Origin of the sequence: Sanguibacter sp. A247, assembly GCF_052324925.1 — a bacterium.
Taxonomy (GTDB): Bacteria; Actinomycetota; Actinomycetes; order Actinomycetales; family Cellulomonadaceae; genus Flavimobilis.
Map to the genome: position 1 here is coordinate 770933 of NZ_JBQPRE010000002.1, position 25606 is coordinate 796538.

Annotated in this window: 18 protein-coding genes, 2 tRNA genes and 1 other annotated feature; of the genes, 11 read left to right on the forward strand and 9 right to left on the reverse strand. The window is 66.8% G+C overall.

Going from position 1 to position 25606, the window contains the following annotated elements:
• Positions 1 to 32: 32 nt before the first annotated feature.
• A complete protein-coding gene (gene cysK, locus ACTVCO_RS07630; RefSeq protein ID WP_443727795.1) occupies positions 33 to 968 on the reverse strand; it encodes a cysteine synthase A in 936 nt (311 codons plus the stop codon).
• A gap of 635 nt (positions 969 to 1603) precedes the next feature.
• On the opposite strand from cysK, the gene ACTVCO_RS07635 reads away from it, so the two are divergent.
• Together ACTVCO_RS07635 and ACTVCO_RS07640 are read left to right on the forward strand one after the other, a co-directional pair.
• Positions 1604 to 2494, forward strand: coding sequence for a hypothetical protein (locus ACTVCO_RS07635; protein ID WP_443727796.1), 891 nt, complete (start codon positions 1604 to 1606; stop codon positions 2492 to 2494).
• Positions 2491 to 4314: an LppM family (lipo)protein gene (locus ACTVCO_RS07640; protein WP_443727797.1), complete on the forward strand. Its 1824-nt coding sequence runs from the start codon at positions 2491 to 2493 to the stop codon at positions 4312 to 4314. The genes ACTVCO_RS07635 and ACTVCO_RS07640 overlap by 4 nt, the downstream gene beginning before the upstream one ends.
• On the opposite strand, the gene ACTVCO_RS07645 is transcribed toward ACTVCO_RS07640, so the two are convergent.
• Complete coding sequence (locus ACTVCO_RS07645; protein WP_443727798.1) at positions 4311 to 5417, reverse strand: NAD(P)-binding domain-containing protein; 1107 nt, start codon at positions 5415 to 5417, stop codon at positions 4311 to 4313. The two genes, ACTVCO_RS07640 and ACTVCO_RS07645, sit on opposite strands and share 4 nt — an antisense overlap.
• Before the next feature lie 71 nt (positions 5418 to 5488).
• A tRNA-Gly gene (locus tag ACTVCO_RS07650) sits at positions 5489 to 5562 on the reverse strand.
• Between the two features lie 115 nt (positions 5563 to 5677).
• On the opposite strand from ACTVCO_RS07650, the gene ACTVCO_RS07655 reads away from it, so the two are divergent.
• Positions 5678 to 5751: transfer RNA gene (locus ACTVCO_RS07655), tRNA-Pro, on the forward strand.
• A 262-nt stretch (positions 5752 to 6013) separates the two neighbouring features.
• Here the strand turns inward: ACTVCO_RS07655 and ACTVCO_RS07660 are convergent.
• The gene (locus ACTVCO_RS07660; protein ID WP_443727799.1) at positions 6014 to 7603 is read right to left on the reverse strand and encodes a hypothetical protein; all 1590 of its coding nucleotides are present in this window, start codon (positions 7601 to 7603) and stop codon (positions 6014 to 6016) included.
• Positions 7600 to 9321: a hypothetical protein gene (locus ACTVCO_RS07665; RefSeq protein ID WP_443727800.1), complete on the reverse strand. Its 1722-nt coding sequence runs from the start codon at positions 9319 to 9321 to the stop codon at positions 7600 to 7602. The genes ACTVCO_RS07660 and ACTVCO_RS07665 overlap by 4 nt, the downstream gene beginning before the upstream one ends.
• Positions 9322 to 9491: 170 nt before the next feature.
• On the opposite strand from ACTVCO_RS07665, the gene ACTVCO_RS07670 reads away from it, so the two are divergent.
• The 7 genes from ACTVCO_RS07670 (at position 9492) to ACTVCO_RS07700 (ending at position 20081) form a co-directional block, all read left to right on the forward strand.
• A complete protein-coding gene (locus ACTVCO_RS07670; protein WP_443727801.1) occupies positions 9492 to 9788 on the forward strand; it encodes a hypothetical protein in 297 nt (98 codons plus the stop codon).
• Between the two features lie 152 nt (positions 9789 to 9940).
• Complete coding sequence (locus tag ACTVCO_RS07675) at positions 9941 to 10300, forward strand: hypothetical protein (protein WP_443727802.1); 360 nt, start codon at positions 9941 to 9943, stop codon at positions 10298 to 10300.
• A 194-nt stretch (positions 10301 to 10494) separates the two neighbouring features.
• Positions 10495 to 12075 (forward strand): type I restriction-modification system subunit M, encoded by a 1581-nt coding sequence (locus ACTVCO_RS07680; RefSeq protein WP_443727803.1) that lies wholly within the window; start codon positions 10495 to 10497, stop codon positions 12073 to 12075.
• A complete protein-coding gene (locus tag ACTVCO_RS07685; RefSeq protein WP_443727804.1) occupies positions 12072 to 13319 on the forward strand; it encodes a restriction endonuclease subunit S in 1248 nt (415 codons plus the stop codon). The genes ACTVCO_RS07680 and ACTVCO_RS07685 overlap by 4 nt, the downstream gene beginning before the upstream one ends.
• A complete protein-coding gene (locus ACTVCO_RS07690) occupies positions 13316 to 16396 on the forward strand; it encodes a type I restriction endonuclease subunit R (protein ID WP_443727805.1) in 3081 nt (1026 codons plus the stop codon). The genes ACTVCO_RS07685 and ACTVCO_RS07690 overlap by 4 nt, the downstream gene beginning before the upstream one ends.
• A gap of 464 nt (positions 16397 to 16860) precedes the next feature.
• Positions 16861 to 17880, forward strand: coding sequence for a hypothetical protein (locus tag ACTVCO_RS07695; protein WP_443727806.1), 1020 nt, complete (start codon positions 16861 to 16863; stop codon positions 17878 to 17880).
• A 470-nt stretch (positions 17881 to 18350) separates the two neighbouring features.
• Positions 18351 to 20081: a hypothetical protein gene (locus ACTVCO_RS07700; protein ID WP_443727807.1), complete on the forward strand. Its 1731-nt coding sequence runs from the start codon at positions 18351 to 18353 to the stop codon at positions 20079 to 20081.
• Between the two features lie 414 nt (positions 20082 to 20495).
• Here ACTVCO_RS07700 and ACTVCO_RS07705 read toward each other — a convergent pair.
• From ACTVCO_RS07705 to ACTVCO_RS07715, 3 genes are all read right to left on the reverse strand, one after another.
• A protein-coding gene (locus tag ACTVCO_RS07705) for an IS3 family transposase (protein ID WP_443727808.1) occupies positions 20496 to 21793 on the reverse strand; the annotation gives its coding sequence in 2 pieces (ribosomal slippage) (positions 20496 to 21499 and positions 21499 to 21793; 1299 coding nt in all).
• Positions 21366 to 21515, reverse strand: a sequence feature (AL1L pseudoknot). Its footprint overlaps the gene before it by 150 nt.
• Before the next feature lie 141 nt (positions 21794 to 21934).
• Positions 21935 to 22771 carry a DUF4839 domain-containing protein gene (locus ACTVCO_RS07710; protein WP_443727809.1) on the reverse strand — a complete coding sequence of 279 codons (837 nt, stop codon included), beginning with the start codon at positions 22769 to 22771 and terminating at the stop codon, positions 21935 to 21937.
• Positions 22772 to 22834: 63 nt separating this feature from the next.
• Complete coding sequence (locus ACTVCO_RS07715) at positions 22835 to 23419, reverse strand: DNA adenine methylase (protein WP_443727810.1); 585 nt, start codon at positions 23417 to 23419, stop codon at positions 22835 to 22837.
• 219 nt (positions 23420 to 23638) lie between these two features.
• Here ACTVCO_RS07715 and ACTVCO_RS07720 point away from each other — a divergent pair, with 219 nt between their 5' ends.
• Positions 23639 to 24304, forward strand: coding sequence for a hypothetical protein (locus ACTVCO_RS07720; protein WP_443727811.1), 666 nt, complete (start codon positions 23639 to 23641; stop codon positions 24302 to 24304).
• 99 nt (positions 24305 to 24403) lie between these two features.
• Here ACTVCO_RS07720 and ACTVCO_RS07725 read toward each other — a convergent pair.
• A protein-coding gene (locus ACTVCO_RS07725) for an IS3 family transposase (RefSeq protein ID WP_443727812.1) occupies positions 24404 to 25578 on the reverse strand; the annotation gives its coding sequence in 2 pieces (ribosomal slippage) (positions 24404 to 25297 and positions 25300 to 25578; 1173 coding nt in all).
• Between the last annotated feature and the right edge of the window lie 28 nt (positions 25579 to 25606).

Here is a 25606-nt window from a genome sequence, read left to right on the forward strand (position 1 = left end):
GGCGGCGCGCGTGCGCGCCGCCGGGGAAGGTGTCAGTCCTGCAGGTCGGCGTAGAGCACCGTCGACAGGTAGCGCTCGCCGAACGAGGGCACGATGACGACGATGAGCTTGCCGGCATTCTCGGGGCGCTTGCCGATCTCGAGCGCGGCGTAGATCGCGGCTCCCGAGGAGATGCCGACGAGGAGACCGTCGTCGGTCGCGGCGCGCCGCGCCGTCACGATCGCCTGGTCTGCGTTGACGTCGAACACCTCGTCGTAGACGTCGGTGTCGAGAATCTCGGGGACGAAGTTCGCGCCGAGACCCTGGATCTTGTGCGGACCCGGCTGGCCGCCGTTGAGGATCGCGGACTCCTCGGGCTCGACCGCGACGATCTGCACGTCGGGCTTGCGCTCCTTGAGCACCTGTCCGACGCCCGTGATCGTGCCGCCGGTCCCGATGCCCGCGACGACGATGTCGACCGCGCCGTCGGTGTCGGCCCAGATCTCCTCGGCAGTCGTACGACGGTGGACCTCGGGGTTTGCCGCGTTGGCGAACTGGCGCGCGAGCACGGCACCGGGCCGGGCTGCCGCGATCTCGTTGGCCTTCTCGACGGCGCCCTTCATGCCCTCGGAGCCGGGTGTGAGGACGAGCTCGGCGCCGAAGGCGCGCAGGAGCGCGCGGCGCTCCTTCGACATCGTCTCGGGCATCGTCAGGACGACGTTGTAGCCGCGCGCGGCACCGACCATCGCGAGCGCGATCCCGGTGTTGCCCGACGTTGCCTCGACGACCGTGCCGCCGGCGGTGAGGTCTCCGGACGCCTCTGCCGCGTCGATGATCGCGACGCCGATGCGGTCCTTGACGGAGTTCGCGGGGTTGTAGAACTCAAGCTTGGCGACGACGGTCGCACCGACGCCCTCGGCGAGTCGGTTGAGCTTGACGAGCGGGGTGTTGCCGACGAGAGCTGTGACGTCGTCGTAGATGCGTGCCATGTGTTCCTCTTTGGGTCGAGCGCGGTGGGCCGCGCAAGGGTCTGTGCCCGGACCTCGGGGGCCGGAGGGTGCGATGCGGTGACGGGAGCTGTCACCGTGTCGGGGCGAGCGCTGGTTCATCGAGGTGCTGTCGATGCCCGGGTGGGCTGCTCGTCGAGGCACGACGGCGCAGGCCAGCGCTCTACAGACAGGGACAGCAGGGACGCGCGCAGGCGTCGGCCGCAACGGTGCGGCGGGCACGGGAGGCGGTGGCGGTGCGCAGCACGTCGACCTCCCGGGCTTGGGCGCGAGCATGGTCGCGCAGGGGCGGACGCCGACCGGCGGCCACGACCAACGATAGCCGTGCGGAACACCGGCAGCAACGCCGTCCAGCAGGGGCGACGCATTGTGCGCGGGCGATACGGGTTCGCTAGGGTATGCCCGGCGATCCTGGGTCCCCCAGGTGCGTCGCTTGCAACCGAGGTTGGCCCCGCGGTTCGCCACGTGCACGATTTCGCGCCACGGAGGAACGTATGACATCCGACAGCTCTGTCCCGCCCACCCCTGCCGGCCCGCCACCCGTGCCCGGGGGTAGTGGTTCGCAGCCTGCCGGAGCACCGGCTCCCGCACCGGCACCGGCTCCCACGCCGCCTGCCGTGCCCGGACCGCCCGCCGCGCCCGCGTTCACGTCGGCGCCCCCGGCTCCCGACGTCGCGCCCGCCGCGCCCGCCGCGCCCGCCGCGTCCACCGATCCCACCTTCGCGTCGGCACCCCCGGCTCCTGGTCTGCCTGAGCATGGCGCCGCACCCGCGGGGACCCTGCCGCCCGTGGGCGCGTCCGGGTTCCGTGAGGCGCTTCTCGCGCTGCGTGACGTGCCGCTCACGGTGTGGCGCGGCGACAGCGTCGGTGCCCTCCGCCTCGGAGCCACGGTGCGTGACCGTGCGGGCAACGGCTGGGTGTGGTGGCTCTCGGTGCAGGTCGCGACGGGCCTGTTGCTCGGCATCATCGCGGCGACGTCGATGGCCAAGGCCGTGAAGACGACTGCGGGGATCTTCGACGCGCTGCTCGGTGGCCTGTCACGAGGAGCGTCGCGTGGCTTCGGTTCGGCCTCCCTCGATGTGCCGTTCGGCGCTCTGCTCGGGATGGTGCTGGCGGTGACCTTCGGGGTCGTCGTGATCGGCGTCATCCGTGCGCTTGCGCTCGGGTGGACGCTGCGGCTGCGTGGCGTCGTCGTCCCGTTCGGCACGACCGCGGACCTCGGGGCGACGGCGTGGAGCGTCGCGACGATCCCGCTCGCGGTCTTCGCTGTCCTCAATCTTCTGCCGGGCGCCGGGATCGCTGCGGTCCTGTCGTTCGTCGCGCTCGTCTTCTGGGTCCCGTACACGATCGTGAGCGAGGGCCTCATCTATGTGGGCCTCAACCGTCTCGCTCCTGAGGCACGTAAGAGCCTGCTCGTGCCGCACGCGATGCTCACTCTCGCGGCGATCGCGCTCATGGTCATCGCTGCGATCCTCATCAACGTCGTCATCGTGGGTTCGCTCACGTGAGGGCGGGACGCCAGGCGTCGACGCGCCGACGGTCGCTCGCGGCCTTGCTCGCGGTCGCGGCACTCGTCGTCCTTTCGGCCTGTGGCGCGCGGATCGACACGACTCTCGTGCTCGGGAACAACGGGTCGGGTGAGCGCGTCATGCGGCTCACGCTCTCCGAGGCTGACGTCGAGGACGTCAAGGGCGGTGTCAAGGCCATCGAGAAGTCGGTCCGGGCCCACCTGCCTGCGCCGCTGACGATGTCGGAGGTGACGAAGACGGACGACGGCTACGTCGCGACGATGACGCTCGCGTTCACGGACGTCACCGACTACACGACGAAGGTCACGGAGCTTCTCACGGCGTCGGGGTCCGACATCGTGCCGGAGATTGAGCACACGATCTCCGCGACCGCGTTCTTGCGCGGGACCTCGCTGCGCGAGAACTTCACGTCCGCCGACCTGCTCGGATGGGTCGGCAAGGGTCTGCTCGCTGACAAGCTCGTCGAGCAGGATGCCGCCGACGCCGCCGTCGAGAACGGAACGACGGTCGCGAAGGTGGGGGAGACGGAGCACGAGACCGGCTCGTACCTGCGCGTCTCCGAGATGGAGGACCACGGTGTGCGCCGGGTCGAGGTGACGACGTCGCAGGCCGAGGTCGGCTTCTCACGCGTCGCCGTCCTCAGCGTGCCTGCCGAGACGTACGCAGCCGACGCCGCGGGGCTTGACGCAGCGCTTGCGGCCCTGGCCCCGGCCGGGGCCACGGTTGAACCGTCCGACGAGGACGGCGACCACCAGTGGACCGTGACGTTCTCGGGTGACGCTGCCGCGATCGCGGCGGGCACGGACAAGCTCTTGGGGACGACCGGGAGCGTGTGGTCGTGGACCGAGAGCCAGGGACCCAAGGGCCAGGTCGTCGAGGTCGTCGACACGATGACCTGCGGGACGACCTGCTCGCCGAACCTCAGCGGGCTGCGCGCGCAGCACGTCGTGCCGGCCGAGTGGGCGCAGGCCGGTGACCACTGGGTCCTCGACGAGATCGACGGCCTCGCGTACGTCCGCAGCGACAGCGAGGGCAAGCCGTCGGTCTACGAGGTTCCGCTCACCGTCACGCGCGTCGATGCGACGCTCGACGTCGCACGCTCGGGTGCTGGGTCCGCGACGTTCGTGTTCGCGCTCCCCACGACTGCGGCGGGTGACGGCGCGGCGATCGAGTCCGCGTTGCGGCCCGACGACGGTGCAGGCACGCTCGCCCGCACCGACGACGGTACGACGACGCGCGTCACGGTGACGATCGAGGGTGACACGGCCGAGGAGCTCGAGGAGCGGCTCGACGCCTATTCGGGCATCGACTACTCGGCTCGCGACGAGGGGTCGCTGTTCGCGATCGACCTCGGCCTGCGCTTCTCGCTCGACCTTGGCGAGCGACTCTCGACGGCACCCACCGAGGGCATGCACGTCAAGGTCACTTTGCCCTTCGGCGCGAAGGCCGAGGTCGGAGGGACCGTCTGGGGCGCTGAAGCGAAGGCTGACGGCCGGACCATCACGTGGGTCGACGAGGGCGGTCACGCGTCCTACGTCACGGCGGACGTCACGGGCACGACGGTTGCGGGGCTCGTGCGCAACGCGGTCGTCGGGCTCCTCGTGCTCGCGCTCGCAGGTGTTGTCGTCTGGCAGCGTCGTCGGATCGCCACATGGTGGCGGACGACGCAGGCGGCGAGCCTCGAGCGGACGCAAGCTCTGGGCGTGACGAACGACCTCGCGGATGCAGGTTCGTCGGACGTGCCGGGCTCGCCCGCGGCGCGGCCGTCGGACGCGTTCACAGAAGCGCAGCTGCGCTAGCCCGCAAGACGCCGGACGGCGGCGAGTGCCGCTCGCCGTCCGGCGCGGGTTGCGCCGAGAGTTGAGGCGGAGGCCCCGTAACCCACAAGGAAGATGCGGGGGTCGCGGTCGACGACCGTGCCGTCTGTGCGGATGCCGCCGCCGTGCTCACGGAGCCGCAGCGGAGTGAGGTGGCCGATCGCGGGCCTGAAGCCGGTTGCCCACACGATCGTGTCTGCTCGGACGGTGCGCGAGGTGCCGTCGGGATTGTCGAACACGACTCCGTCGGGCACGACGCGCGTGAACATGCCGCGCGAGACGAGCGTTCCGCGTTCGATCCCGCGACGGTACGTCGGGGTGAGCGGGAGGCCCGTCGCGGCGACGACCGAGAGCGTCGGCAGCCCCGCGAGCGTGCGCTCGCGCACGCTGCGCTCGACGTCGCGACCCCACGCGGGGTCGAAAGGTGTGGCTGTCCACCGGGGTGGCTGCCGGGTTGCCCACGTCGACGAGCGCGCGACCCCGTCCAGCTCGAGCAGCAGCTGGACCGCCGATGTTCCGCCACCCACGACGACGACGTCGTGATCGCGCATCTCCTCGACCGTCCAGAAGTCCCGGGTGTGCATCTGGCGCCCTTGGAACGTCTCACGGCCGGGAACGTACGGCCAGTGAGGACGGTCCCACGTCCCGGTTGCGTTGACGAGCGTGCGCGCACGCCACGTGCCCGCGTCGGTCTCGACAGTGAGGGGACCGTCGGGCTGCGGCCCTGACGTCACCGCGGTGACGCGGACGGGCCGAACGACGGGAAGGTCGAAGGTCTGCTCGTACGCACCGTAGTAACGCTCGACGACAGCGCTCGCAGGCTCGCTCGGGTCGGGGACACCCAGAGGCAGTCCGGGGAGGTCGGCGATCCCGTGCGCCCCGCCAAAGGTGAGCGACGGCCAGCGGTGCCGCCACGCGCCACCGGGGCCCTCACCCGCGTCCAGGACGATGTGCGCGACGCCGAGGCGTCGAAGGTGGAAAGAAGCGGAGAGACCGGCCTGGCCAGCGCCCACGACGACGACGTCGCGCAGGCCACGATCGGTCGCGGACGCACCACTCCCAGGGACATCGAACGTGGCGGTCATACCTGGGGAACGCGCGGCGTCCGGCGGCCATTCCGTGAGGCTGGCCACGTGGCGGTGCACCCGGTGCGCAGTGGAGCGGATGACGGGAATCGAACCCGCGTAATCAGTTTGGAAGACTGAGGCTCTACCATTGAGCTACATCCGCGAAGCCTCGCCGTAACGGGGCCGACGGATAGATTAGCAGGCCGTGAGCTGGACGGTGGCACCGAGGCTCACAGGAACCCTCTATGATTCTCGACGGACCACGTCATGCGTGGCCGCGGGGTGTGGCGCAGGTTGGTAGCGCGTCCGGTTTGGGACCGGAAGGTCGCAGGTTCAAATCCTGTCACCCCGACAGTGGACTGGTGACATATCTTCACCGGTCGTAGTGACAGAACCTCTCGTCGAGAGCCCTGCGGGGCTCTGGGTGAGGGGTTCTGTCCGTTTTGAGCGGCGCTCGGGCGACGGTGTGCCGTGCCGGAGCGTTCGAGGGCGGCTCGCGTTGCTCGCGTGTCGCCGTCTGGTGCGGTGCGGAGAATCGCCGGTAGCCCGTCAGGCTCTGGGGCCTGCGGGCTGCGTGGTTGGTGCTGTGAGGTTCGGTGCCGGTAGCGGCGGTCTCAGCCGCGGGGCGGTGCTCCCGGGCGCTGGGGGCTGTTGGCCTCGCGAGGTGCGGGCTGAACGCGGGACTCGTGCGGCGGAGCGTCGTAGAGGGCGGCGTCGTCAAGAGCGTTCTTTGCTGCCCAGCGGCGGATGACCTGGATGTTGTACTGGACGATCGCTGCGGTGACCATGAGTGCGTTGGCGGTGATGCCGATGGCGCGGGTCCAGCCGCGGGTCATGGCGTGGCCGTCGCGGTTCTTGAGGACGCCGAAGGCTCCCTCGACGGCCGTGCGCCGGGAGAAGGCGGCGATCCACTCTGGGGTGCCCCAACGGTGGGGCTGGTGGAGCTTGGCGAGGACCGCGCTGGAGATCGTCACGGTCTCCTGCCTGAACGCGGCGGTGCGGCGCTGCGCGGCGTTGGCGTTCTCGCGCCCGTAGGTGCGGGTGAGGAAGCGCTGGTCACCGTTGGCCTTGCGTCGGCCGTTGGGCTTGAGCGCGTAGGGGGCCAGTGCGGCGATCTTGGCGTGGAACTCTTCGATGGGCTCAAGGGCGAGCTTGTGACGTCGGCGTGTGCTCTCAGCGGCGTTGGGAGCCAGCGGTGCGAGGGAGAAGTTGCGGGGGGCGGTGATCTGGAACAGGTCTCGGGGGGTCCAGGGGGAGTAGGGCCAGCCGGCAAACATGATGACGCCGGTACCGGGGTCTTCGCGGATTTTGAGGTCATTCGGGTACATGGTGAGGTACTGGGTGACGCCTCGGGCGTGGAGCTGGTCGGCCCAGGCGGGGGCAACCCAGTTGGAGTAGCCGCGGTCGACGAGGATCGTGGTGCCCGGGGCGTAGGGCAGGAGTGCGTCGTCGAGAAGGTTGATGGTCGACTCGGTGAGCCCTGCGTTGGCCGCGACGAGGTCGAAGGCTGCGATCGCCTTGATGGACTGCCAGGGGCTGCCGGGGGTGTAGGAGGTGACGGCGGCGTTGAGGTGGTAGCCGAAGAAGTCCTCGCTGGCGGAGTCGGTGGTGACGGTGCGGTAGCCCCAGTCGGCGTCGGGGTCGACCGACGCGGTCGCGGGCTGGCCAGCGGCCCGCTGGGCGTCGGTGGCTCGTTCTTTGCCGCGGCTCCAGGCGGGAATGGCTGAGGCGTCGATGGCATGCATCTCGGCGACGGGCAGCGAGTCGGGCAGCGAGGCTCGCACGAGCGCGTTGAGCCACTCGTGAGTCGTGTCGGCGGCGTCGAAGAGGCCAAGGACGTCGAGGTTCTTGGTGGTGTGGGGCGAGAAGTCCATGGCGCGCACGATCTGCTTGAACAGGTACCGGACCTGGCGGATGGTGAGGGTCTTGGCCTGTCCGTGCTCGTCCCACATGAGGTCGGAGCGTCGCAGGCGTGAGGCGCTGAGCTCGTCGGTGAGGATGCGGTGGACGGTGACGAGGGTGCCGCTCCTGAACCGCTGGTTGGGTGCGACAAGAAGCGCCGCGAGGAGCATCTCGACGCTGAGGCGCCTGGGACGGCCGGCGGAGGTGGAGCGGATGGCGTCTTCGAGGTGCGGGGCGATCTGTGAGCGTCGCACGACGCTCAGGGCACGGTCGAACTCTGTCTCGACGCTGCGCAGGCTCATCGGGTCACCTCCGTGCTGCGCGCGGCGCGCTCGGAGGTGGTCGGGGTGATGTCGGGTGCGGTGCGTGTCAGCGCGGCGTCGGGCTCTGCGGGACGGGCGTAGGGGAGGAGGTCTGCCAGGGTGGCGGCGGTGGTCAGGCCTGCGTCGGCCAGGAGGCGGGGCAGGGGGATGGCGACGTGGATCATTGCGAAGAGCCACGTGGTGCGCAGCCGGGCGATGTCGAGCTTGACGGGGGTGCCGTCGGCTGTCGTCAGGCGCAGGGTGATGACGTTCTTGCGTCCTTCGAGCCGCCCGATGAGCAGGTCGGTGGCGGCGCCCTCGTGCAGTGCGAGGCCGGTGCGCACTGCCGGGGCGTAGGCGTCGCGGATGATGACGGTGCGCGGGGCGGGACCCGCCGGGACGGTGACGGTGAGGTAGGGGAAGAGGGTGTCGGTGTCGCGTTCGACGATGTCGCAGGCGCGCACGTAGCGCAGGTCGCGTGCGGCCAGGCCTGCGCCGAGGGCGAGGCCGACGACGAGGGCGCCGGTGCGCTGGCGCGCGCGGCTGGGCTGGTTGGCGACGAGCTCGAGGAGGTCTTCGCACTGTGCGGGGCTGTAGGGGCCGCGCAGCGGGGTGTAGGAGGCGGGGATGGCCAGGGGCTGGGCGTCGAGAGCGCCGACGAGGGCGCGCAGCGCTGAGCGCGTGGAGTTGATCGAGGCCATGGTCGCGCCGGAGGTGCGGCGGCGGTGGGTGATGTAGGCCTCGAGGAGGTCGAGGTCGACGAGGTCGGTGGCGCTCAGCGGGCCGGGGTTGGCCGGTCCGGTGGGCTGGGCGTGCAGCCAGCGCAGATAGCCCACGGCCGCTGTTGCACGCGTGCGGGCGATGTTGACCGTGGCGGGGTAGGAGCCGATGACGAGGCGCATCGTCAGGGGGCGCAGCTCGGCCCAGAGGCGGCCCGGGACGCCGCGGGGGTAGTAGTCGGCGAGGGCGTCGCGGACGTCGGTAGGCAGGAGCGCGGGGTCGGGCTCGGGGGCGAGGACCGGCCCGGAGGTGGCGCGTCGAAGGGTGTCGCGCTCGGCCTTGCGGGCGGCGCGTTCGGCTCGCATGGAGGTGCGAGCGGGCGGGGTGTGTCTCGTGGCGTGGGTGGGTGTGGCGTGAACCGCCTCCGTGCTTCGCTCATCGGTCGCCTGCAGGATACGGGCGGTGTAGGTGAGCTCCAGGGTGCGCGCCGCGCGTCCCCGTGCAGTGCTCGCGGCGGCCTCGGCAGCAACAGCGCCGAGCGTCCAGCGCGTCACGGGCCGTCCGGCTGACGCGAGGGCACGAGCGACGTTCACGACGGAGGTCTCGCAGGTGGAGGTGCGCGTGATCACGGGCACGCGGTGCGTCCGGCGGGAGCGGGCGGGCAGGGCGTGGGCGGCGCGGCGTGCCTGGGTGAGGTAGCGCGCAAGATGGTCGGCGGAGCGGCCACCGCCGGCGACGTGCACGTCCAGGACGGTCTGGATGGCCGCGGGGGTGAGCAGTGCGCGCAGGTCGGGTGCGGCTTGGCGGTCCCAGCCGTAGGGGCCGGCGAGCAGGATGCACAGCGCCCAGGCGACGCCCCTGGCGCGCGCGGGGTCGTGCGGGGCGGTGCGCGCGGCGAGGGACCGCACGGGAGCGGCAGCAAGCGTCCAGGCGTCGGCGGGCAGTCCACGGGGGACGTAGGCGGCGAGCGTCGCGATGACCTGTGCGTTGGGCGTCATGGCGCAGACCGTCGAGCGCGCGTGTGCGCGCGCAATGTCGTGACAGTTGACGTCGATGCCGGTGGGCCCTTGTGACGTGCTCGAGCGCCGCGACTGTCCGGGAGTGAGCGTTGCGACGCTCCGCACCACCTGTGGCGCACCGCTACAGGGGTGTCCAATCCAGGAGGACCATGTCCACCACCACGATGCCCCGCAGGGGCACGAAGATGCAGGCCCGTCGACGTGCAGAGCTTCTCGCGCTGCGCTCGTCGGTGGGAGCTGAGTGGGCCGACCGCATGTCTCACGGCATGCCCTCGGCAAAGCTCCTTGGAGAGCTGTCGATCCTCGAGCAGGCGCTCACCGAGCGCTGGCCTCACATGAGCACGCGCTGGCTCACCGACTGGATCCTCGCCGACGCAGGCAGGATCCACGGCGGACCCGAGGCTCGAATGCCTGGATGCAGGTACTGCGCTTCGGCGCAGCGGTAAGACACCGGGGTGGGTCTGGGCCGCGAGGCCCAGACCCACCCCGCTGCCAGCGCCGGGGGAGGCGCTGTGACGTTATGAGGGATGGCGACGTCCCGGGCAGCGCGCGTGCCCCGGAGCACTGGTCGCTGAGGGCCGGCGGGCACGATGCGCGTATGACAGGACGAGAGCAGGGCGCGCCCCCGTGGATGGCGCACGTAGTGCCGGGGCGCTTGGACCGGCGGGTGCTGGATCAGGGTCGGTTCTGGGTGACGCGCCAGGGCGCGGTGCTGGAGCTGTCGGCGATGAGCGTCGAGCACCTCCACGCGGTCGTGGACCTGCTACGTGACAAGGCGATGTGGTTGCACATGCTCGCGATGGCCGACCTCCTCACCGGCGCCGTGGAAGGCGCGGGGATGGGGGAGGTGCTGGCGGTAGAGCTGGGTGGCGCGAGCATCGCGGATCTGGACGCGGAGGAGTGGTTGGCGACGACGCCGCTCATGCGGGCGATCGAGCGCGAGACGCGACGACGGTGAGGTCGCGGTCTGGGGCGTCGGGTACTGGTGCTCGGCGGCCTTCGTCGTGAGTAGCGGGTCGCCCCCGGCGAGCGTCCGCCGCGATGTCCACCCCCGCCGCTATGGTCAGCGCAGGCGGTGCCCACCGAGCTGATCGGCGCCGTAAGCGATGTGGTGGACGCGCCGAGGGCGGCGCACGACGGGAGAGCCTGAGAATGAACCGTGAGTCTCAGCGGGCTGAGCTGCATAAGACCATCTGGCGGATCGCGAACGACCTGCGCGGGTCGGTGGACGGCTGGGATTTCAAGCAGTACGTGCTGGGGTTTCTCTTCTACCGGTACATCTCCGAGAACCTCACCGCCTACCTCAACGCCCACGAGCACGATTCCGGCAACGAGGGCTTCGACTACGCGCTGGCACCCAATGCCGACGTCAGCGACCCGGACATGGTGCGCGAGATCGTCTCGGAGAAGGGCTTCTTCATTCTTCCGAGCGAGCTGTTCGCGAACGTCCGTGAGCGTGCGCCGCGGGATGTGAACCTCAACGAGACGCTCGAGCGCGTCTTCCGGAACATCGAGGCCTCCGCGGTCGGCACGGACGCGGAGGATGACCTCAAGGGCTTGTTCGATGACGTGGATGTCAACTCCAACAAGCTCGGGCCGACGGTCGCCAAGCGCAACGAGAAGCTGGTCAAGCTGCTCGACGCGATCGGCGACCTCAACCTGGGTGGCGGGGCGTTCTCGGAGAACAAGATCGACGCGTTCGGTGACGCGTACGAGTACCTCATGCAGATGTACGCCTCGTCCGCAGGAAAGTCCGGCGGGGAGTACTACACGCCGCAGGAAGTCTCCGAGCTGCTCGCCCGCATCACTGTGGTCGGCAAGACGAGCGTCAACAAGGTCTACGACCCGGCGTGCGGGTCGGGATCGCTGCTGCTGAAGTTCCGCAAGGTACTGGGCAAGGACGGTGTGCGGCAGGGGTACTACGGCCAGGAGATCAACCTCACCACCTACAACCTGTGCCGGATCAACATGTTCCTGCACGACGTGAACTTCGAGAAGTTCGACATCGCGCACGGCGACACCCTGATCGACCCTGACCCGGCGCACTGGGACGAGGAGCCGTTCGAGGCGATCGTGTCCAACCCGCCGTACTCGATCAAGTGGGAGGGCGACGCCAACCCACTGCTCATCAACGACCCTCGCTACGCTCCGGCCGGTGTGCTGGCGCCGAAGTCGAAGGCCGACCTGGCGTTCACGATGCACATGCTGTCGTGGCTGGCCGTCAACGGGACCGCCGCGATCGTCGAGTTCCCCGGCGTGCTCTATCGAAGCGGGGCGGAGCAGAAGATCCGCAAGTACCTCATCGACAACAACTACGTCGACACGGTGATCCAGCTTCCCCCGGACCTGTTCTTCGGCACGACGATCGCCACCTGCATAATCGTTCTCAAGAAGTCCAAGACCGACAACGACGTACTGTTCATTGACGCGTCCGCTGAGTTTGTGCGCAGCGGCAACAAGAACAAGCTCACCGAGGCGAACCAGGCCACGGTCTTGGAGGCGTTCACCACGCGCGAGGACGTCGCGCACTTCGCGACGCGAGTGTCGAACGAGGCGATCGCGGAGGGCGACTATAACCTCTCGGTGTCGTCCTGGGTCGAGGCGGAGGACACCCGCGAGGCCGTCGACATTGTCGAGCTCAACGCCCGGATCGCTGGCATCGTCGAGCGCCAGGCGGCGCTTCGCACTCAGATCGACGCGATCGTCGCGGACCTCGAAGGCGCGCACGCATGAGCCGCATCGACGACCTCATCCGGAAGTACGCGCCACGCGGTGTCGAGCACAAGACGCTCGGTGAGGTCGGCACCTTCGTGCGCGGCAACGGCCTGCAGAAGAAGGACTTCATCGATGGCGACGACGGCTTTCCCTGCATTCACTACGGACAGATCTACACGTATTACGGGCTCGCTACGACGGTGGTGAAGTCGTTCGTCTCGAATGAGCTGGGCGAGAAGCTGCGAAAAGCCAAACCGGGTGACCTGCTTGTTGCGACGACGAGTGAGAACTTCGAGGACGTCGGGAAGGCAGTCGTATGGCTTGGTGAGAGTGAGGTCGCGTACGGTGGTCACACAAGCAGGTTTTCACATACTCTTGAGCCCAAGTATGTAGCGTACTTCTTCCAGACTGACTCTTTCCGAACGCAGAAGAAGAAGCACGTCTCGGGAACGAAGGTACTCGAGCTTCCCATCAAAGGCATGGAGAAGATTCGGATACCTGTTCCGCCACTTGAAATCCAGCGGGAAATCGTGAGAATATTAGATATCTTCACGGAGCTGGAGGCGGAGCTGGAGGCGGAGCTGGAGGCGGAGCTGGAGGCCCGCAGGACCCAGTACGTCCACTACCGAGACGAGCTTCTTTCGTTCACCAAGATGGAGAACGTCAGGTGGATCCCCATGGGCGAGCTCGGGACATTCACCCGCGGGCGGCGTTTTACCAAGGACGACGTCGTGCCCGCGGGAATCCCGAGCATTCACTATGGTGAGATCTACACGCATTACGGGGTCTACGCATCGAAGACGCTCTCGCATGTTCGCGAGGAGATCCGCGGGTCATTGCGCTTCGCGCATCCTGGCGACGTTGTGGTTGCTGGCGTCGGTGAGACCGTGGAGGACGTTGCGAAGGCAGTTGCTTGGCTGGGAGATGTCGAGGTTGCCATCCACGACGACTCATTCGCGTTCAGGTCCGACGCTGACCCGACTTACGTGGCCTACGTCATGCAGACTGGGGACTTCCAGGCGCAGAAGGAGAAGCACGTGGCCCGGGGGAAGGTGAAGCGAGTGGCGAGCGCGAACCTCGGCAAGATCGTCATTCCGGTGCCGCCGCCTGACGAGCAGCGCCGGATTGTCGCAGTGCTCAACTCATTCGACGCGCTGGTCAACGACCTGTCGTCGGGCTTGCCAGCCGAAATCGAGGCGCGGCGGGCGCAGTACGCGTACTACCGGGATCGACTGCTCTCGTTCGAGGAGGCCCAGGCGTGAGTGAGACGGTGCCGACCGCCGGTGGGGCCTCGAGGTTTGAACCGATTGCGTTGTCGTCGGAGTCGACGGTCGTCGCAGAGTTCGAGGCCGACCTTGCTGAAACGACGCGGTATCAGTCTGAGGCGGAGCTGGAGGCGGAACTGGTCCGGCTGCTGAGAGAGCAGGCCTACGAGTACCTGCCGATCGCCACGGAGCAGGACCTGGTCGCGAACCTGCGCACGCAGCTTGAGGCGCTCAACCGCATCGAGTTCACCGACGGGGAGTGGCAGCGGTTCTTCACCACGGTGATCGCTTCGGCGAACGACTCGGTGCGGGAGAAGACGGTCCGCATACAGGAGAACCACGTCGAGGCGTTCAGGCGTGAGGACGGGTCGACGAAGAACATCGCGCTCATCGACAAGGTCCACATCCACAACAATCGCCTGCAGGTCGTCAACCAGTACGAGGTCCCCGGCGTGGCGTCGACCGACGGCGGGCGGCCCGTCCAGCGCGCCAATCGCTATGACGTGACGATCCTGGTCAACGGGCTGCCGCTCGTGCACGTGGAGCTCAAGCGACGCGGCGTGGACATCCGTGAGGCGTTCAACCAGATCAAGCGCTACCAGCGCGACTCGTTCTGGTCGGGGTCTGGCCTGTTCGAGTACGTGCAGCTCTTCGTCATCTCCAACGGCACGCTGACGAAGTACTACTCCAACACCGTCCGCGTCTCGCACCTGGATGAGCAGGCCAGGCACCGGAGGCCTGCGAAGCGGACGAGCAACTCGTTCGAGTTCACGTCCTGGTGGACGGACGCCGGCAACCGGCCGATCACTGACCTCGTCGGGTTCACCAAGACGTTCTTCGCCAAGCACTCCCTGCTCAACGTCCTGACCAAGTACTGCGTGCTCACAGCCGATCAGATGCTGCTGGTCATGCGGCCCTACCAGATCGCGGCGACGGAGCAGATCCTCACGCGCATCGAGACGTCCTCGAACCAGAAGCGTTACGGCACCGTGTCGGCGGGCGGGTACGTGTGGCACACGACCGGCTCGGGAAAGACCCTCACGTCGTTCAAGACCGCGCAGCTTGCTTCGCGGCTCGGGGATGTGGACAAGGTGCTGTTCGTGGTGGACCGCAAGGATCTGGACTACCAGACGATGCGCGAGTACGACCGGTTCCAGAAGGGAGCGGCGAACTCCAACACCTCCACGGCAGTGCTCAAGCGCCAGCTGGAAGATCCTGGTGCGCGGATCATCATCACCACGATCCAGAAGCTGTCGACGTTCGTGGCGAAGAACTCCGGCCACGCGATCTACAGCGAGCATGTGGTGATCATCTTCGACGAGTGCCACCGCTCCCAGTTCGGTGACATGCACACCGCGATCACCAAGGCGTTCAAGCGCTACCACCTGTTTGGGTTCACCGGCACCCCGATCTTCGCCGCGAACGCTTCCACAGGCGGCAACCCGACCCTGCGGACCACGGCGCAGGCATTCGGCGACAGGCTGCACACCTACACGATCGTGGATGCGATCAACGACAAGAACGTGCTGCCGTTCCGCATCGACTACGTCAACACCATCAAGGTCGGGGCGGTCGCGGACAAGCAGGTCGCGTCGATCGACACCGAGCGCGCGTTGCTCGACCCGCGGCGCGTGCGACGGGTCGTGGAGTACACCCTGGAGCACTTCGATCAGAAGACGCGCCGCAACCAGACCTACGAGCTCAAGGACCGGCGCCTGGCGGGCTTCAACTCGCTGTTTGCCACCTCCTCGATCGAAGCAGCGAAGATCTACTACAACATGTTCGGCCGCGTGCAGGACGAGCTCGGCGTCACCGACGCCAAGCGGCTCAAGGTCGGGCTCATCTACTCCTACGCGCCAAACGAGGCCGACGACGAGGCTGCTGTAGGGCTGCTGAGCGAGGAGGAGTTCGAGACCGCCGGTCTGGACAAGTTGAGCCGGGACTTCCTGGAGGACGCGATCCAGGATTACAACGACATGTTCGGCACCTCGTTCGACACGTCCGCGGACAAGTTCCAGAGCTACTACAAGGACCTGTCCTTGCGGTTGAAGAACCGCGAGATCGACCTGGTCATCGTCGTCAACATGTTCCTCACCGGCTTCGACGCGACCACGATGAACACGCTGTGGGTGGACAAGAACCTGCGTGCGCACGGCCTCATCCAGGCGTACTCGCGCACCAACCGGATCCTCAACTCGGTGAAGACCTACGGCAACATCGTCTCCTTCCGCGACCTCGAGGAGGAGACGAACGACGCGATCGCTCTGTTCGGCAACAAGGACGCCACCGGGATCGTGCTGCTGGCCCCCTACGCGGAGTACGCCGGCCAATACGCGCAGAAGGTCACCGAGCTGCGCGAGACGTTCCCCCTGGGTGAGCTGATCCTCGGGGAGGCGGCTCAGAAGGCGTTCATCAAGCTGTTCGGTGAGCTGCTGCGGCTGCGCAACATCCTGGTTTCCTTCGATGACTTCGAGGGTCAGGATGTGCTCTCCGAGAGGGACCGGCAGGACTACCAGTCCGTGTACCTGGAGCTGTTCGCATCCTTCCGCACGCAGGACGCGGGCGACCGGGAGGCGATCAACGACGACGTGGTGTTCGAGATCGAGCTCATCAAGCAGGTCGAGATCAACGTCGACTACATCCTCATGCTCGTCGAGCAGTACCGCGCGGCCAAGGGCAATGGCGACGATAAGGAGATCAAGGCGACGATCGACCGTGCCATCGCGTCCTCGCCGTCGTTGCGGAACAAGAAGGAACTCATCGAGGAGTTCGTCGACCGGGTATCGCTCACGGGGGAGGTTGCCGACGAGTGGCGTGAGTACGTGACGGCGAGGCGTGAGGCTGAGCTGGAGCGGATCATCGCCGAGGAGAACCTCAAGCCCGAGCCCACCCGAGAGTTCATCGACGCGGCCTTCCGCGACGGTGCAGTCAGGTCGACCGGGACGGCGATCACGCGCATCCTGCCGGCAGTCTCACGCTTCGCCCGCGGATCCGGTCCGAGCCACGGCGCGAAGAAGCAGACGGTCATCGACAAGCTCACCGCCTTCTTCGACCGCTTCTTCGACCTGATGTAGCCCGGATGCAAGGCCCACGGGAATCGTTGTCAGGGACGCCATGTCGGCCCGGCGTATGTGGCTCCCCTCTGCATCGGCGAATGGCCCGGCGAGGCAGTAGGGACAGATCCACGCGAGGGGTTCGGATGCTCTTTCGGCCGACTTGGGCCTGCGTCGCGTCGCTTGCCGTTCCAGTGGCCACTGCGATGTCGTCGATAGGCTTGAGCAGATTGGAGACCCTTCGCGATCGGCACGCCCGCCAACTCTGCAGGAGGATCTTGGGGATGCCGAAGTCGGCTGTGCTGCGTCGAAGGGGACATCGGCGTCGCGGTTCATGGCGACGCTCACGATATCATCGCCGAGCTCTATGAGCATTGCGGGGCGTAATCCGCTGGAATATGCGTGCGTCGAGCCGAAGTGCGTGCGAAGTCAATAAGTTCGTCGAGCCAAAGAAGTTCTCGTATAGCTCAGCATGTGCCAGAGGGGTGGAATTGACAATGATAGAGCGGTGGAGTCTTCAGGTCGCTCCCGTCGTTGACGGCAATGGGGGTGGGATTGACTATGAGATGTGGACGGCAATCGGCACCGTCGCGGCGGTGGTTGTAGCGCTCGGGGTGGCTGTTGCACAGTTGACTGTCGGCATATTTCTGTCGATTCGACGTCGGCGACTTTCGCGCCGAAAAGTGGCATCACTTATCTCAGCTTGGTTGGAGCACGTCTACACATCGAGCCCTTCCGGTGAATATTACCGACGTTCCGTCGTGCTTCACGTCGCGAATGAGGCCGACGAACCCGTGTTCAAGGTCGAGGCGCTCTGTGGGGTCGAGTCTCGAGGTGGGACGATCCAGCTCGGACCACTCGCTGCGCCAAGATCGATCCCCGTGCTCCCTCCGAAACGGGAGTTCACCTACGACGTAACAATGGGATTCCTCGGCTTCGGTGACTATGCGCACGAATCCTTCAGGGGGCTCGTAGCAAAGGTCGAGTTTAGGGATCATGAGGGCAGGCGCTGGGAGAGGGGTTTCGATGGCCGACTCGTGAAGGTTGGCAGGCGTCGCGCGCGCGTAGCCCCCGTCGAGGCTTCCGATGCAGCGCTTGCGCAGGCCGGACCGTCCGATAATCCCTACAATCCGATGGGCACCATCTTCTCGTTCGTGCAACTTGCCAACGAAGCGGACCTCAGTGATTCCGAGTTTCGGAGCAAGCTCGTTGAAGAGGCGGGTGGATGGTCCAAGGCTTCCGCTGGCGAGCTTTCCGCCTTCAGAGTAATGCTTCGCGAGTGGAACGTTGCCTCTCATGTGTGGTATCCGACTCCTCGCGTTGCATATGTGCGCATGCTTGACCGGCTACCAGGACAGAAGGGGGAGATGAAAATGGAGGTACTGACCCTGGTGTGGCGAAATGGGCGTGGGTGGATCCTCTTTGGCGTCGGGCCCTGTCTCCCGTGGAACCTGAGGTTTGACCCCCGTGAACTCGCTGTCGATCCGCTGGACGGACGCGCATAGCCATACATTTCCGCAGTGCAGCGTGCGGGCCACCAACTCTGCATTGGTTGCCAACACCTGCTAAGGCCGCTTTCTGGGGTCGATGGGGTCGCCTGAGCGGGAACGCGGATGGGATCATGCCGATGGAGCGGCGTTGACCACCCGGGTCTACATAGAGGTCTTGGTGTGTCCCGGCGTTCGGGACCGTTCGGATCCAGCCGCGAGTCATGCTCTTCCCTGAACGGGACTTGGGCTCTTGGAAGGTCCTTTCAATGGCGGTGTGACAGGCGGAGGTGGACATCCACTCGCGGGTGCCACTCGGTGGTCCTGGGTGGTGATGGCCGAGGCCTCCTTGGCGGTGCTTGGCTTGTGATGGTAGGCGTGTCAGGCTTTTCGCCGTACATGGGCATACTCTGCCCCCCTGTGTACGCAGTGCCTTGCACTGCACGAGTATGCGTGTTGAGATCGCACCTGGTCAGTAGCCTGGTGACATGAACTTTCTGGTGGGATGGGCACGGGGTGCCTCCGGAGACGCAGTTGAGGACCTGTGCGCGACGGTGCTGATAGCACATTTCAAGGGAGCGGCCCGTCGCGTGACCCCGGGCCGCGGCGACGGCGGCGTCGACGTCATCCGGGAGACTCCTGACGGCGACGAGATCTGGCAGGTCAAGAAGTACGCGGCAGGGATGACGTCCTCGGAGTTCGGAAAGGTCCGCAACTCGTGGCGCCGGTTCTGCGAGACGTACGGACTTGCGCCGGACGGTAGCCAACGTCCGGGAACCGCCATCAAGCCAGTGCTGCGCTACTGGCTCGTGACGCCATGGACGCCGACCGAGAAGTGGACGACCGAGTTCCGTGCACTGACAGCCGGGGCAGCCTTCCCATGTCAGTGGCAGGGAGCGGAGTACCTGCAAGGCATGGACGGCTTTGCTGAGCAGCTCGACTTCGCCATCCACGGAGTGAGCGTCCTCGAAAGGAACGTCGCAGCGAAGGCGATGCTGGCGCGCACGTCGGTAGCGACCGCCGATACGGTGACGGCTCTCGACGCCGTCGGCGTTCAACAGGAGGCGCTCAACGTCATCCGCGACAGCCTGGACCGGTACTACCGGATCGACAGCGGCACACGCACCACCGTGGACGGCTCCATCCCGTGGCCAGCGCCCGGAGACGCAGGCGTCATGCACCGGGTGTGGCCGCGCGGTGGCGGACAGTGGGCGTACGAGTCAGTGGTCCCCCGGAACGCGGACGCGCACGTAATGGATCCAATCTCCGTGAAGATGTCGGTGACGGTAGTCCCGGGAACAGAGGAGCATGCCGCCCTCCAGGACTGGGTGAAGTTCGGCACCCCACTGCAGGATGCGGAGTCGATCGTTGAAGTCCGAGGCGGTCCCTTCGCGCACGGGCCCCGGGACGTGCTGAGCTCGATACTCCCGGTGGAGCAGACCTGGCCGAGTCTGATGCTGCAGGGCGAGGACGCCAACGGTGCCGTCACCTTCTGCTGGGTACTGGAAACCATCGAGTGGACATCCGGTTTCGAGGGCGGCATACGGGGTGTACTCGAGACACCGCAAAGGACGCTCCGCGTCGAGATACGGGCCGAGGAAGGGCACCAAGCCGAGATCAAGGTGACGTCGCTGGACGCGGCCGGCCTTGCAGTCGCGCCTGTCGCCGCTGAGGCCGGCGCACTCGCGGCACTCGCAGACCAGGGCACGTTGCGGCTGCGGTCACCCGAGGGCGAGAGCATGGTGCCGTGGGCGGCGACGTTCCCCGCCGATCTCGCCGGTGCGGTGCTCCCCGTCTCCGAGCTTCTCGCATCTCTGAGCGCGGTGTCGGATGTGCCGCTGGTGATGCCGCCGATGGGAAACGTAAGAGTCGGGGAGATCGACGCTCTGCGGCGCGTGGTCTCCGTCGTCGGCGGCGAGACGCTCTTAGACCGCTGGACAAGGCTCGCAGTCCCCGCTCCGACAGGCAGCGATGAGTTCGAACGCTTCAAGGCATCGCTGACCGCAGTCGTGCGCGGGGAGATGGCACTGGGGCAGATCCGGCCTGTCATAGTCACACTGGGCGGCAGGACCTACCCCCTGAACGTCCAGGTCCGGATTTGCGCGCGATCTGTGCGCCTTCCCGCAGGATCCGACGTCCGCGACATCCGTCCCGGCGACCAAGTCCTGCTGGTGCCCGGCGACGACGACGCGATGGCCACCGAGCTCCACGAGACATAAGTGTCCGAGAGTTCGACCCGGCGTTCGTGCCCGCCGGCGACGCGGCCAGCGGGCGCCAACCACGCTGCTCGCGGCAGAGAGCGCCGGGGGGAGGCGCGCTGCATAGACGGGTGACACCCGGCGATCGGCGGTGGTGCTGTTGAAGTGCTCCTCGATTTCCAAGTCCCTTGGCGCGGCACGTCCTGGCCGTGCTCTTCGGGTGTCCTGTCGTGTTCTCGTCGGGCCCGCGCGCCGGCGACGCACCTGCGGTTTGCAGCGGCAGGTCGCGACCGAGCAGTCGCAGTACGCGAAGAGTGTTTCCCGGATCGGCCTGTTTCCTATGACGGGAAACAGGCCGGTCCGGGAAACAGCGGACGGGGACTGCTGCACGAACAGGTGACAGTCTGTTTCGCCCCGGGTTTCGTAGAGGCTCGGTTAGTTGGATCCGACCTCGGAGAGGACCGGGTTCTGACGGTAGTGCTTCGTGGGCTGGGATGCCCAGTGGTGGGTCTCGAACTCGGCTGGTGGGACGAGTCCGATCTCGCCGTGAAGCCGTCGATGGTTGAACCAGTCGACGTATTCGGCAACGGCGATCTCGACGTCACCGACGTTCTTCCAGCCGCCTTGGGGCCGCATGACCGGGTTGCGGATGCACTCGGCCTTGAACAGCGAGTTCAGCGCCTCAGCCATGGCGTTGTCGTAGCTGTCGCCCTTCGACCCGACGGACGCGACGGCCTCGGCCTCGGCGAGCCGCTCGGTATAGCGAACCGCTCGATATTGGACTCCTCTGTCGCTGTGGTGGATCAGGCCGGTGACGTCTTGGCCGGCGCGTTGCCGTGCCCACAGGCCCATGTCGAGGGCGTCGAGCGCCAGATCGGTGCGCAGCGACGTGGACACCTGCCAGCCGACGATCATCCGGCTGAAGACGTCCAGGACGAACGCGACATAGGTCCACCCCGCGTGCGTTCTGACATACGTCAGATCGGCCACCCACAGCTGGTTCGGCGCGGTCGCGACGAACTTACGGTCTACGAGATCCTCGGGTCGCTCGGTCTCGGTGTCGTCGCCGATGGTGGTTTTGCGGGTCTTCTCCCGACCGATGCCGCGCAGGCCCTCGGCCCGCATCAGCCGCTCGACGGTGCACCTGGCAACCGTGAGCCCCTCACGGTTGAGCTCAGCGTGGATCTTGCGGGCGCCGTAGACCCCGAGGTTGGCCTTGTGCGCAGTCTTGATGTCGACGATCAACTCGGCGTCCCGCAGGGCACGTGCCGAGGGCGGGCGCTTCTTGGCGGCGTAGTAGGTGCTCGGGGCGATCTGCACGCCGGCGTCCTTGAGGACGGTGCAGATCGGCTCGACCCCGAACCGGTCGCGGTGCCGGTTGATGTAGTCGACCAGCACCGCGGTGGGCACCTCTACTTGATCTTGCGGTCGAGCTCCGCGGCCGCGAAAAAAGCTGCGCTCGTCTTCAAGATCTCGTTCGCCCGGCGCAGTTCGCGGACCTCACGCTCGAGCTCGGCCAGCCGGATCGCGTCATCGGTCGTGGTGCCCGGTCGGACGCCGCCGTCGATCTCGGCCTGCCGGACCCAGGTCCGCAACGCTTCGGGGTGAACCCCCAGCTGATCGGCGACCCGCTTGATCGCCCCACGAGCGGCTGCGGGGTCCTTCCTGGCGTCCATCGCCATCCGCGTCGCCCGATGCTGGAGCTCAACGCTGTACTTCCTCGGTGCTGCCATGACTCTCATCATCCTTCCCAGTAATGAGAGCCTCCATCAGACCCGGGGCGAAACAGTCAGGTTCAGGCTGCGAGTGCGACCTGAGTGGTCATGATGGTCTCGAACACGATCGGGGTCAACCGCACAAGACGGCTCCGAGCGTCAGCGAACCTCAGTGGAGATTGGGTCGAGGTAGACGAGGCAGTTCCAGTTGTCCCGGCTCGGGTAGATCTCGCCGACAACCTCAGCGGTGACGGCGAGCTTGTCATCGACACCTATTGCCTCCGGTACGTCACCGGCGAGGTGCAGGTCGGACATGTTGACGTCCCGGAACTGGAACGACGGCCCAATGCCAGTCTGGGATCCGTCGTCGCCAGGAAGCACCAAGATGTCGTACCGGGTGTCATAGTCCCCGTGTTTACCCATTGCACCGATGCTGCCATCGAACTGAATGACCGCTCCTTCGTGCTCCTCAACCCAGCCCGCGATCGCGCTACTACAGTTCTCGGGTTCTGCAAGAATCGCCGCGAAGGTCTTGTCGTTTTCCAGCGTTAGAATCTCGGTTGCTGAAGGCTCAGTGGCCTCAGGCTCAGCGGGCTTTGTCACAGCCTCGTCTGATGCTTCGGTTGACGGTTCGCTACTGACCGCGTCAGTTGCATCATCTGCCGCGGCGGTGGTTGGACTCGCCGCAGTGGTGGTTGGACTCGCCGCAGGCTTCTCATCGTCGTCTTCCAGCGTGGCAAGAATGCCAATCATTGCAAACAGCGTCACCATGACCGCCGCAAGGCCACCCACGAGAAGCCTGTTGACGGGCTTCTTCTGTCGTTGGAAGTGCAATGTTACCTTTAGTCGACCCTCGTCCTCGTCGATGAGTTCCCAGCCGCGCCCTTCCATCTCCGCGACGGCGGCGTTCCTGTTGTGGCGAAACTTCGAGACGGATGTCTTCTCATACTTCACTTCGTCAACCACGGCCACCGCTCCTCTGATCAGGCCCCTCATTTTGAACCTCGCGCGATCATACCAGCGCCATTCTTGATGGCGATCGAGCCGGATGAACGTCACCTATTCGTGCAGCAGTCCCAAGTCACCGCTCATCAACTCCCACGCCCGCATCAACTCCCCAGCACGCCTGACCCGCTCAGGATGGTAGAAGCCCGGCTTCTCCGTACCGAACCCATGCGACGTGTTGAACCGCCCGCCAGAGTTCTTCCCCGTCCGGTACAGCCCCGAGTAGGCACACCACAGCATGAAGAACAGCGGTGCCGGCCCGTCGATCGCCTGGCCCACGTACTTCTCGCGGACCTCGCAGTAGAACGCCCTGCGCGCTGCCTTGCCCTCCAGCGCCAGGTACGGCACCGCGTATGAGTCCACCTCGGCGATGAACGCCTGGACGTCGGTGCGGACGGCTTCGTAGATCTCCACGACAGGGGCGAGGAAGTCGTTGCCGAGGACACGAAGCCCTGGGTGTGTCCCCGAGAGGTGGAACGCGAGCGCCCCACCGCCGAGGAACGGCTCAACCACGTTCGACCGTCCCGCGAAGTGCGGTGTGATGCGAGGCAGCAGTCGGCGCTTGCCTCCCACCCACTTGAGCACGGGGAGGCCAGGGGAGAGGTCGAGCTCGTCGCTCGTCGAGAAGGAGGGAATCACGCGGCGGACTGTCAGCAGTCGAGCGCGCGTGTCCAGGGGCCGAGCGAGTCGCAGCTCGAGCCGTCGCCTTCACTTCTTCACCCGGTCACCCGATAGGGCAAGGGAGAACGTTGCACCACGCTCCCCAGCGAGCACGGTGTGACCCAGCGCGCTCACGGCTCGCGACCATCAGCGGTACCCGATGGTCGGGCCCGCAACGAAACACGGAGGAACACCCCCATGAAGCACAGCAAGATCACGGTGGGCATGGTGACCCTCCTGACCGCCGCCAGCGTCCTCGCCGGCTGCACCACGGACACCGCCACACCCCAGACCCCGGACGCCACTGGCGTCAACACCACGACCCAGCCCGGCGACAACGCCCCGACCCCCAACGCCACCGGCTCGGCCGCTCCGACGGACACGGCCACCACCTCGGCTCCCGTCGAGGTCAAGGCCGGTGACAAGCTCACCAAGGCTGAGGCTGAGACGCTACCGATCGGCACGAAGGGCTACGAGCTGCCCGACGGCACGATCGTGGCTGTCAAGGCCAAGGAGCCTCTCCCGAAGGCCGTCGCCAAGGACGTCGAGCGCCTCAAGGACACGACGATCTTCAAGCCGAAGGCCACGCTGGAGAGCAGCATGGCTGGTCTCGCGGCCGCCTCAGAGCTCTCCGCCGAGATCACGAAGCGCACGGGCAAGTACGCAATCGTCCTCCACCGGAACCGAGGCATCGACCGCTGCGCGTACGCGCCCGATGTCTACGACGTCTGGGAGCTCACGAAGGGCTTCGCCGACAACTGCCCGGTCTACTCCGACAAGGAGCAGGCCCTCAAGGACGCCAAGTCCTACGTCAAGAACGCCATTGGCGGCCCTGAGTCCTGGCTCATCCTCGTCGCAGACTGACGCTTCACGCACCGCAGAGCCCCGCACACGAGTGCGGGGCCTGCGGCTTACACGGTCAGACGCAGACGGGTCTGCTGCACGGATAGGTGACAGCGGTTCTCAGGCGGCGAGTGCGACCTGAGTGATGATGATGGCTTCGTATTCGATGGGGGTCAAGCGTCCGAGACGGGCCTGGCGGCGGCGGCGGCGGTGGTAGGTCCGTTCGATCCAAGTGATGATCCGGATGCGCAGCTGCTCGCGGGTGGTCCAGCGGCGCCGGCCCAGGACGTTCTTCTGCAGCAGCGCGAAGAACGACTCCATGGCCACGTTGTCGCCCGCGGAGGCGACCTGGCCCATGGATCCGCGCAGATCGTGGCGCCGCAGCGCTGCCAGGAATCTGCGGCTTCGAAACTGGCTGCCTCTGTCGCTGTGCACGATGCAGCCGGCTACCTCGCGGCCCTCGACGGCGCGTCTGGCGACCGCGGAATTCAGGGCGTCGACGGCCAGGGAGGACTTCATGCGGTCGCTGATGGAGTAGCCCACGATCCGGTTGGAGTAGACGTCCTTGATCGCGCAGAGGTAGACCTTGCCCTCGCTCGTGGGGTGCTCGGTGATGTCGGTCAGCCACAGTTCGTTCGGCGCCGAGGCGGTGAACTCCCGATTCACGAGGTCGTCGTGCGCGGGCGGGCCGGGCTTCTTGCTGTTCTTGCCGCGCTTCTTGCCGAACACGGACCACCAGCGCCCGTCGCGCACGAGTCGCCACATCGTGCGGTCGCACGCGTGATGGCCGGCCGCGCGGGCTTCGTCCCCGAGCAGCCGGTAGCCGAACTCCGGGTCATCTCGGTGGGCGTTGAACAGGGCGTTCGCGCGGTAGGCCTGCTCCAACTCACGGTGGCTCACAGGGTTGGCGAGCCACCCGTAGTACGGCGCTGTGGCGAGGTTGAGCACCCGGCACGTCACCGCGACGGGGATCCCGTCATCGGCGAGCTCTCGGACGAGCGGGTAGCTCATTTTCCCGGCAGGTGCGCCTGCGCGAAGTAGGCCGCCGCGCGGCGCAGGACCTCGTTCTCCCGCTCCAGCAGCCGCACACGCTTGCGGGCTTCGCGCAGCTCGGTCGACTCGCTCTTCGTCACGCCGGGCTTGGCGCCGTCCTCGACATCGGCCTGGTGCAGCCAGTTGCGCAGGCACGACTCGCTGATGCCGAAGTCCTTCGCGACCTGCTTGATCGGGGTCTCGCCCTGGCGGGCGATGGCCACGACGTCGTCGCGGAACTCCTTGGGGTGAGGTCTGGGCACGGGACGCATCCTTCCAGCAGCGCCCGCA

What these genes read in the sequence shown, in the direction of transcription:
- ACTVCO_RS07665 (WP_443727800.1), bottom strand. Translation starts at nt 9,321, where the DNA reads ATGACGCCCAACGCACAGGTCATCGCGACGCTCGCCGCCTACGTCCCC.
- cysK (WP_443727795.1), bottom strand. Translation starts at nt 968, where the DNA reads ATGGCACGCATCTACGACGACGTCACAGCTCTCGTCGGCAACACCCCG.
- ACTVCO_RS07670 (WP_443727801.1), top strand. Translation starts at nt 9,492, where the DNA reads ATGTCCACCACCACGATGCCCCGCAGGGGCACGAAGATGCAGGCCCGT.
- ACTVCO_RS07680 (WP_443727803.1), top strand. Translation starts at nt 10,495, where the DNA reads ATGAACCGTGAGTCTCAGCGGGCTGAGCTGCATAAGACCATCTGGCGG.
- ACTVCO_RS07645 (WP_443727798.1), bottom strand. Translation starts at nt 5,417, where the DNA reads ATGACCGCCACGTTCGATGTCCCTGGGAGTGGTGCGTCCGCGACCGAT.
- ACTVCO_RS07660 (WP_443727799.1), bottom strand. Translation starts at nt 7,603, where the DNA reads ATGAGCCTGCGCAGCGTCGAGACAGAGTTCGACCGTGCCCTGAGCGTC.
- ACTVCO_RS07710 (WP_443727809.1), bottom strand. Translation starts at nt 22,771, where the DNA reads ATGAGGGGCCTGATCAGAGGAGCGGTGGCCGTGGTTGACGAAGTGAAG.
- ACTVCO_RS07720 (WP_443727811.1), top strand. Translation starts at nt 23,639, where the DNA reads ATGAAGCACAGCAAGATCACGGTGGGCATGGTGACCCTCCTGACCGCC.
- ACTVCO_RS07700 (WP_443727807.1), top strand. Translation starts at nt 18,351, where the DNA reads ATGAACTTTCTGGTGGGATGGGCACGGGGTGCCTCCGGAGACGCAGTT.
- ACTVCO_RS07675 (WP_443727802.1), top strand. Translation starts at nt 9,941, where the DNA reads ATGACAGGACGAGAGCAGGGCGCGCCCCCGTGGATGGCGCACGTAGTG.
- ACTVCO_RS07685 (WP_443727804.1), top strand. Translation starts at nt 12,072, where the DNA reads ATGAGCCGCATCGACGACCTCATCCGGAAGTACGCGCCACGCGGTGTC.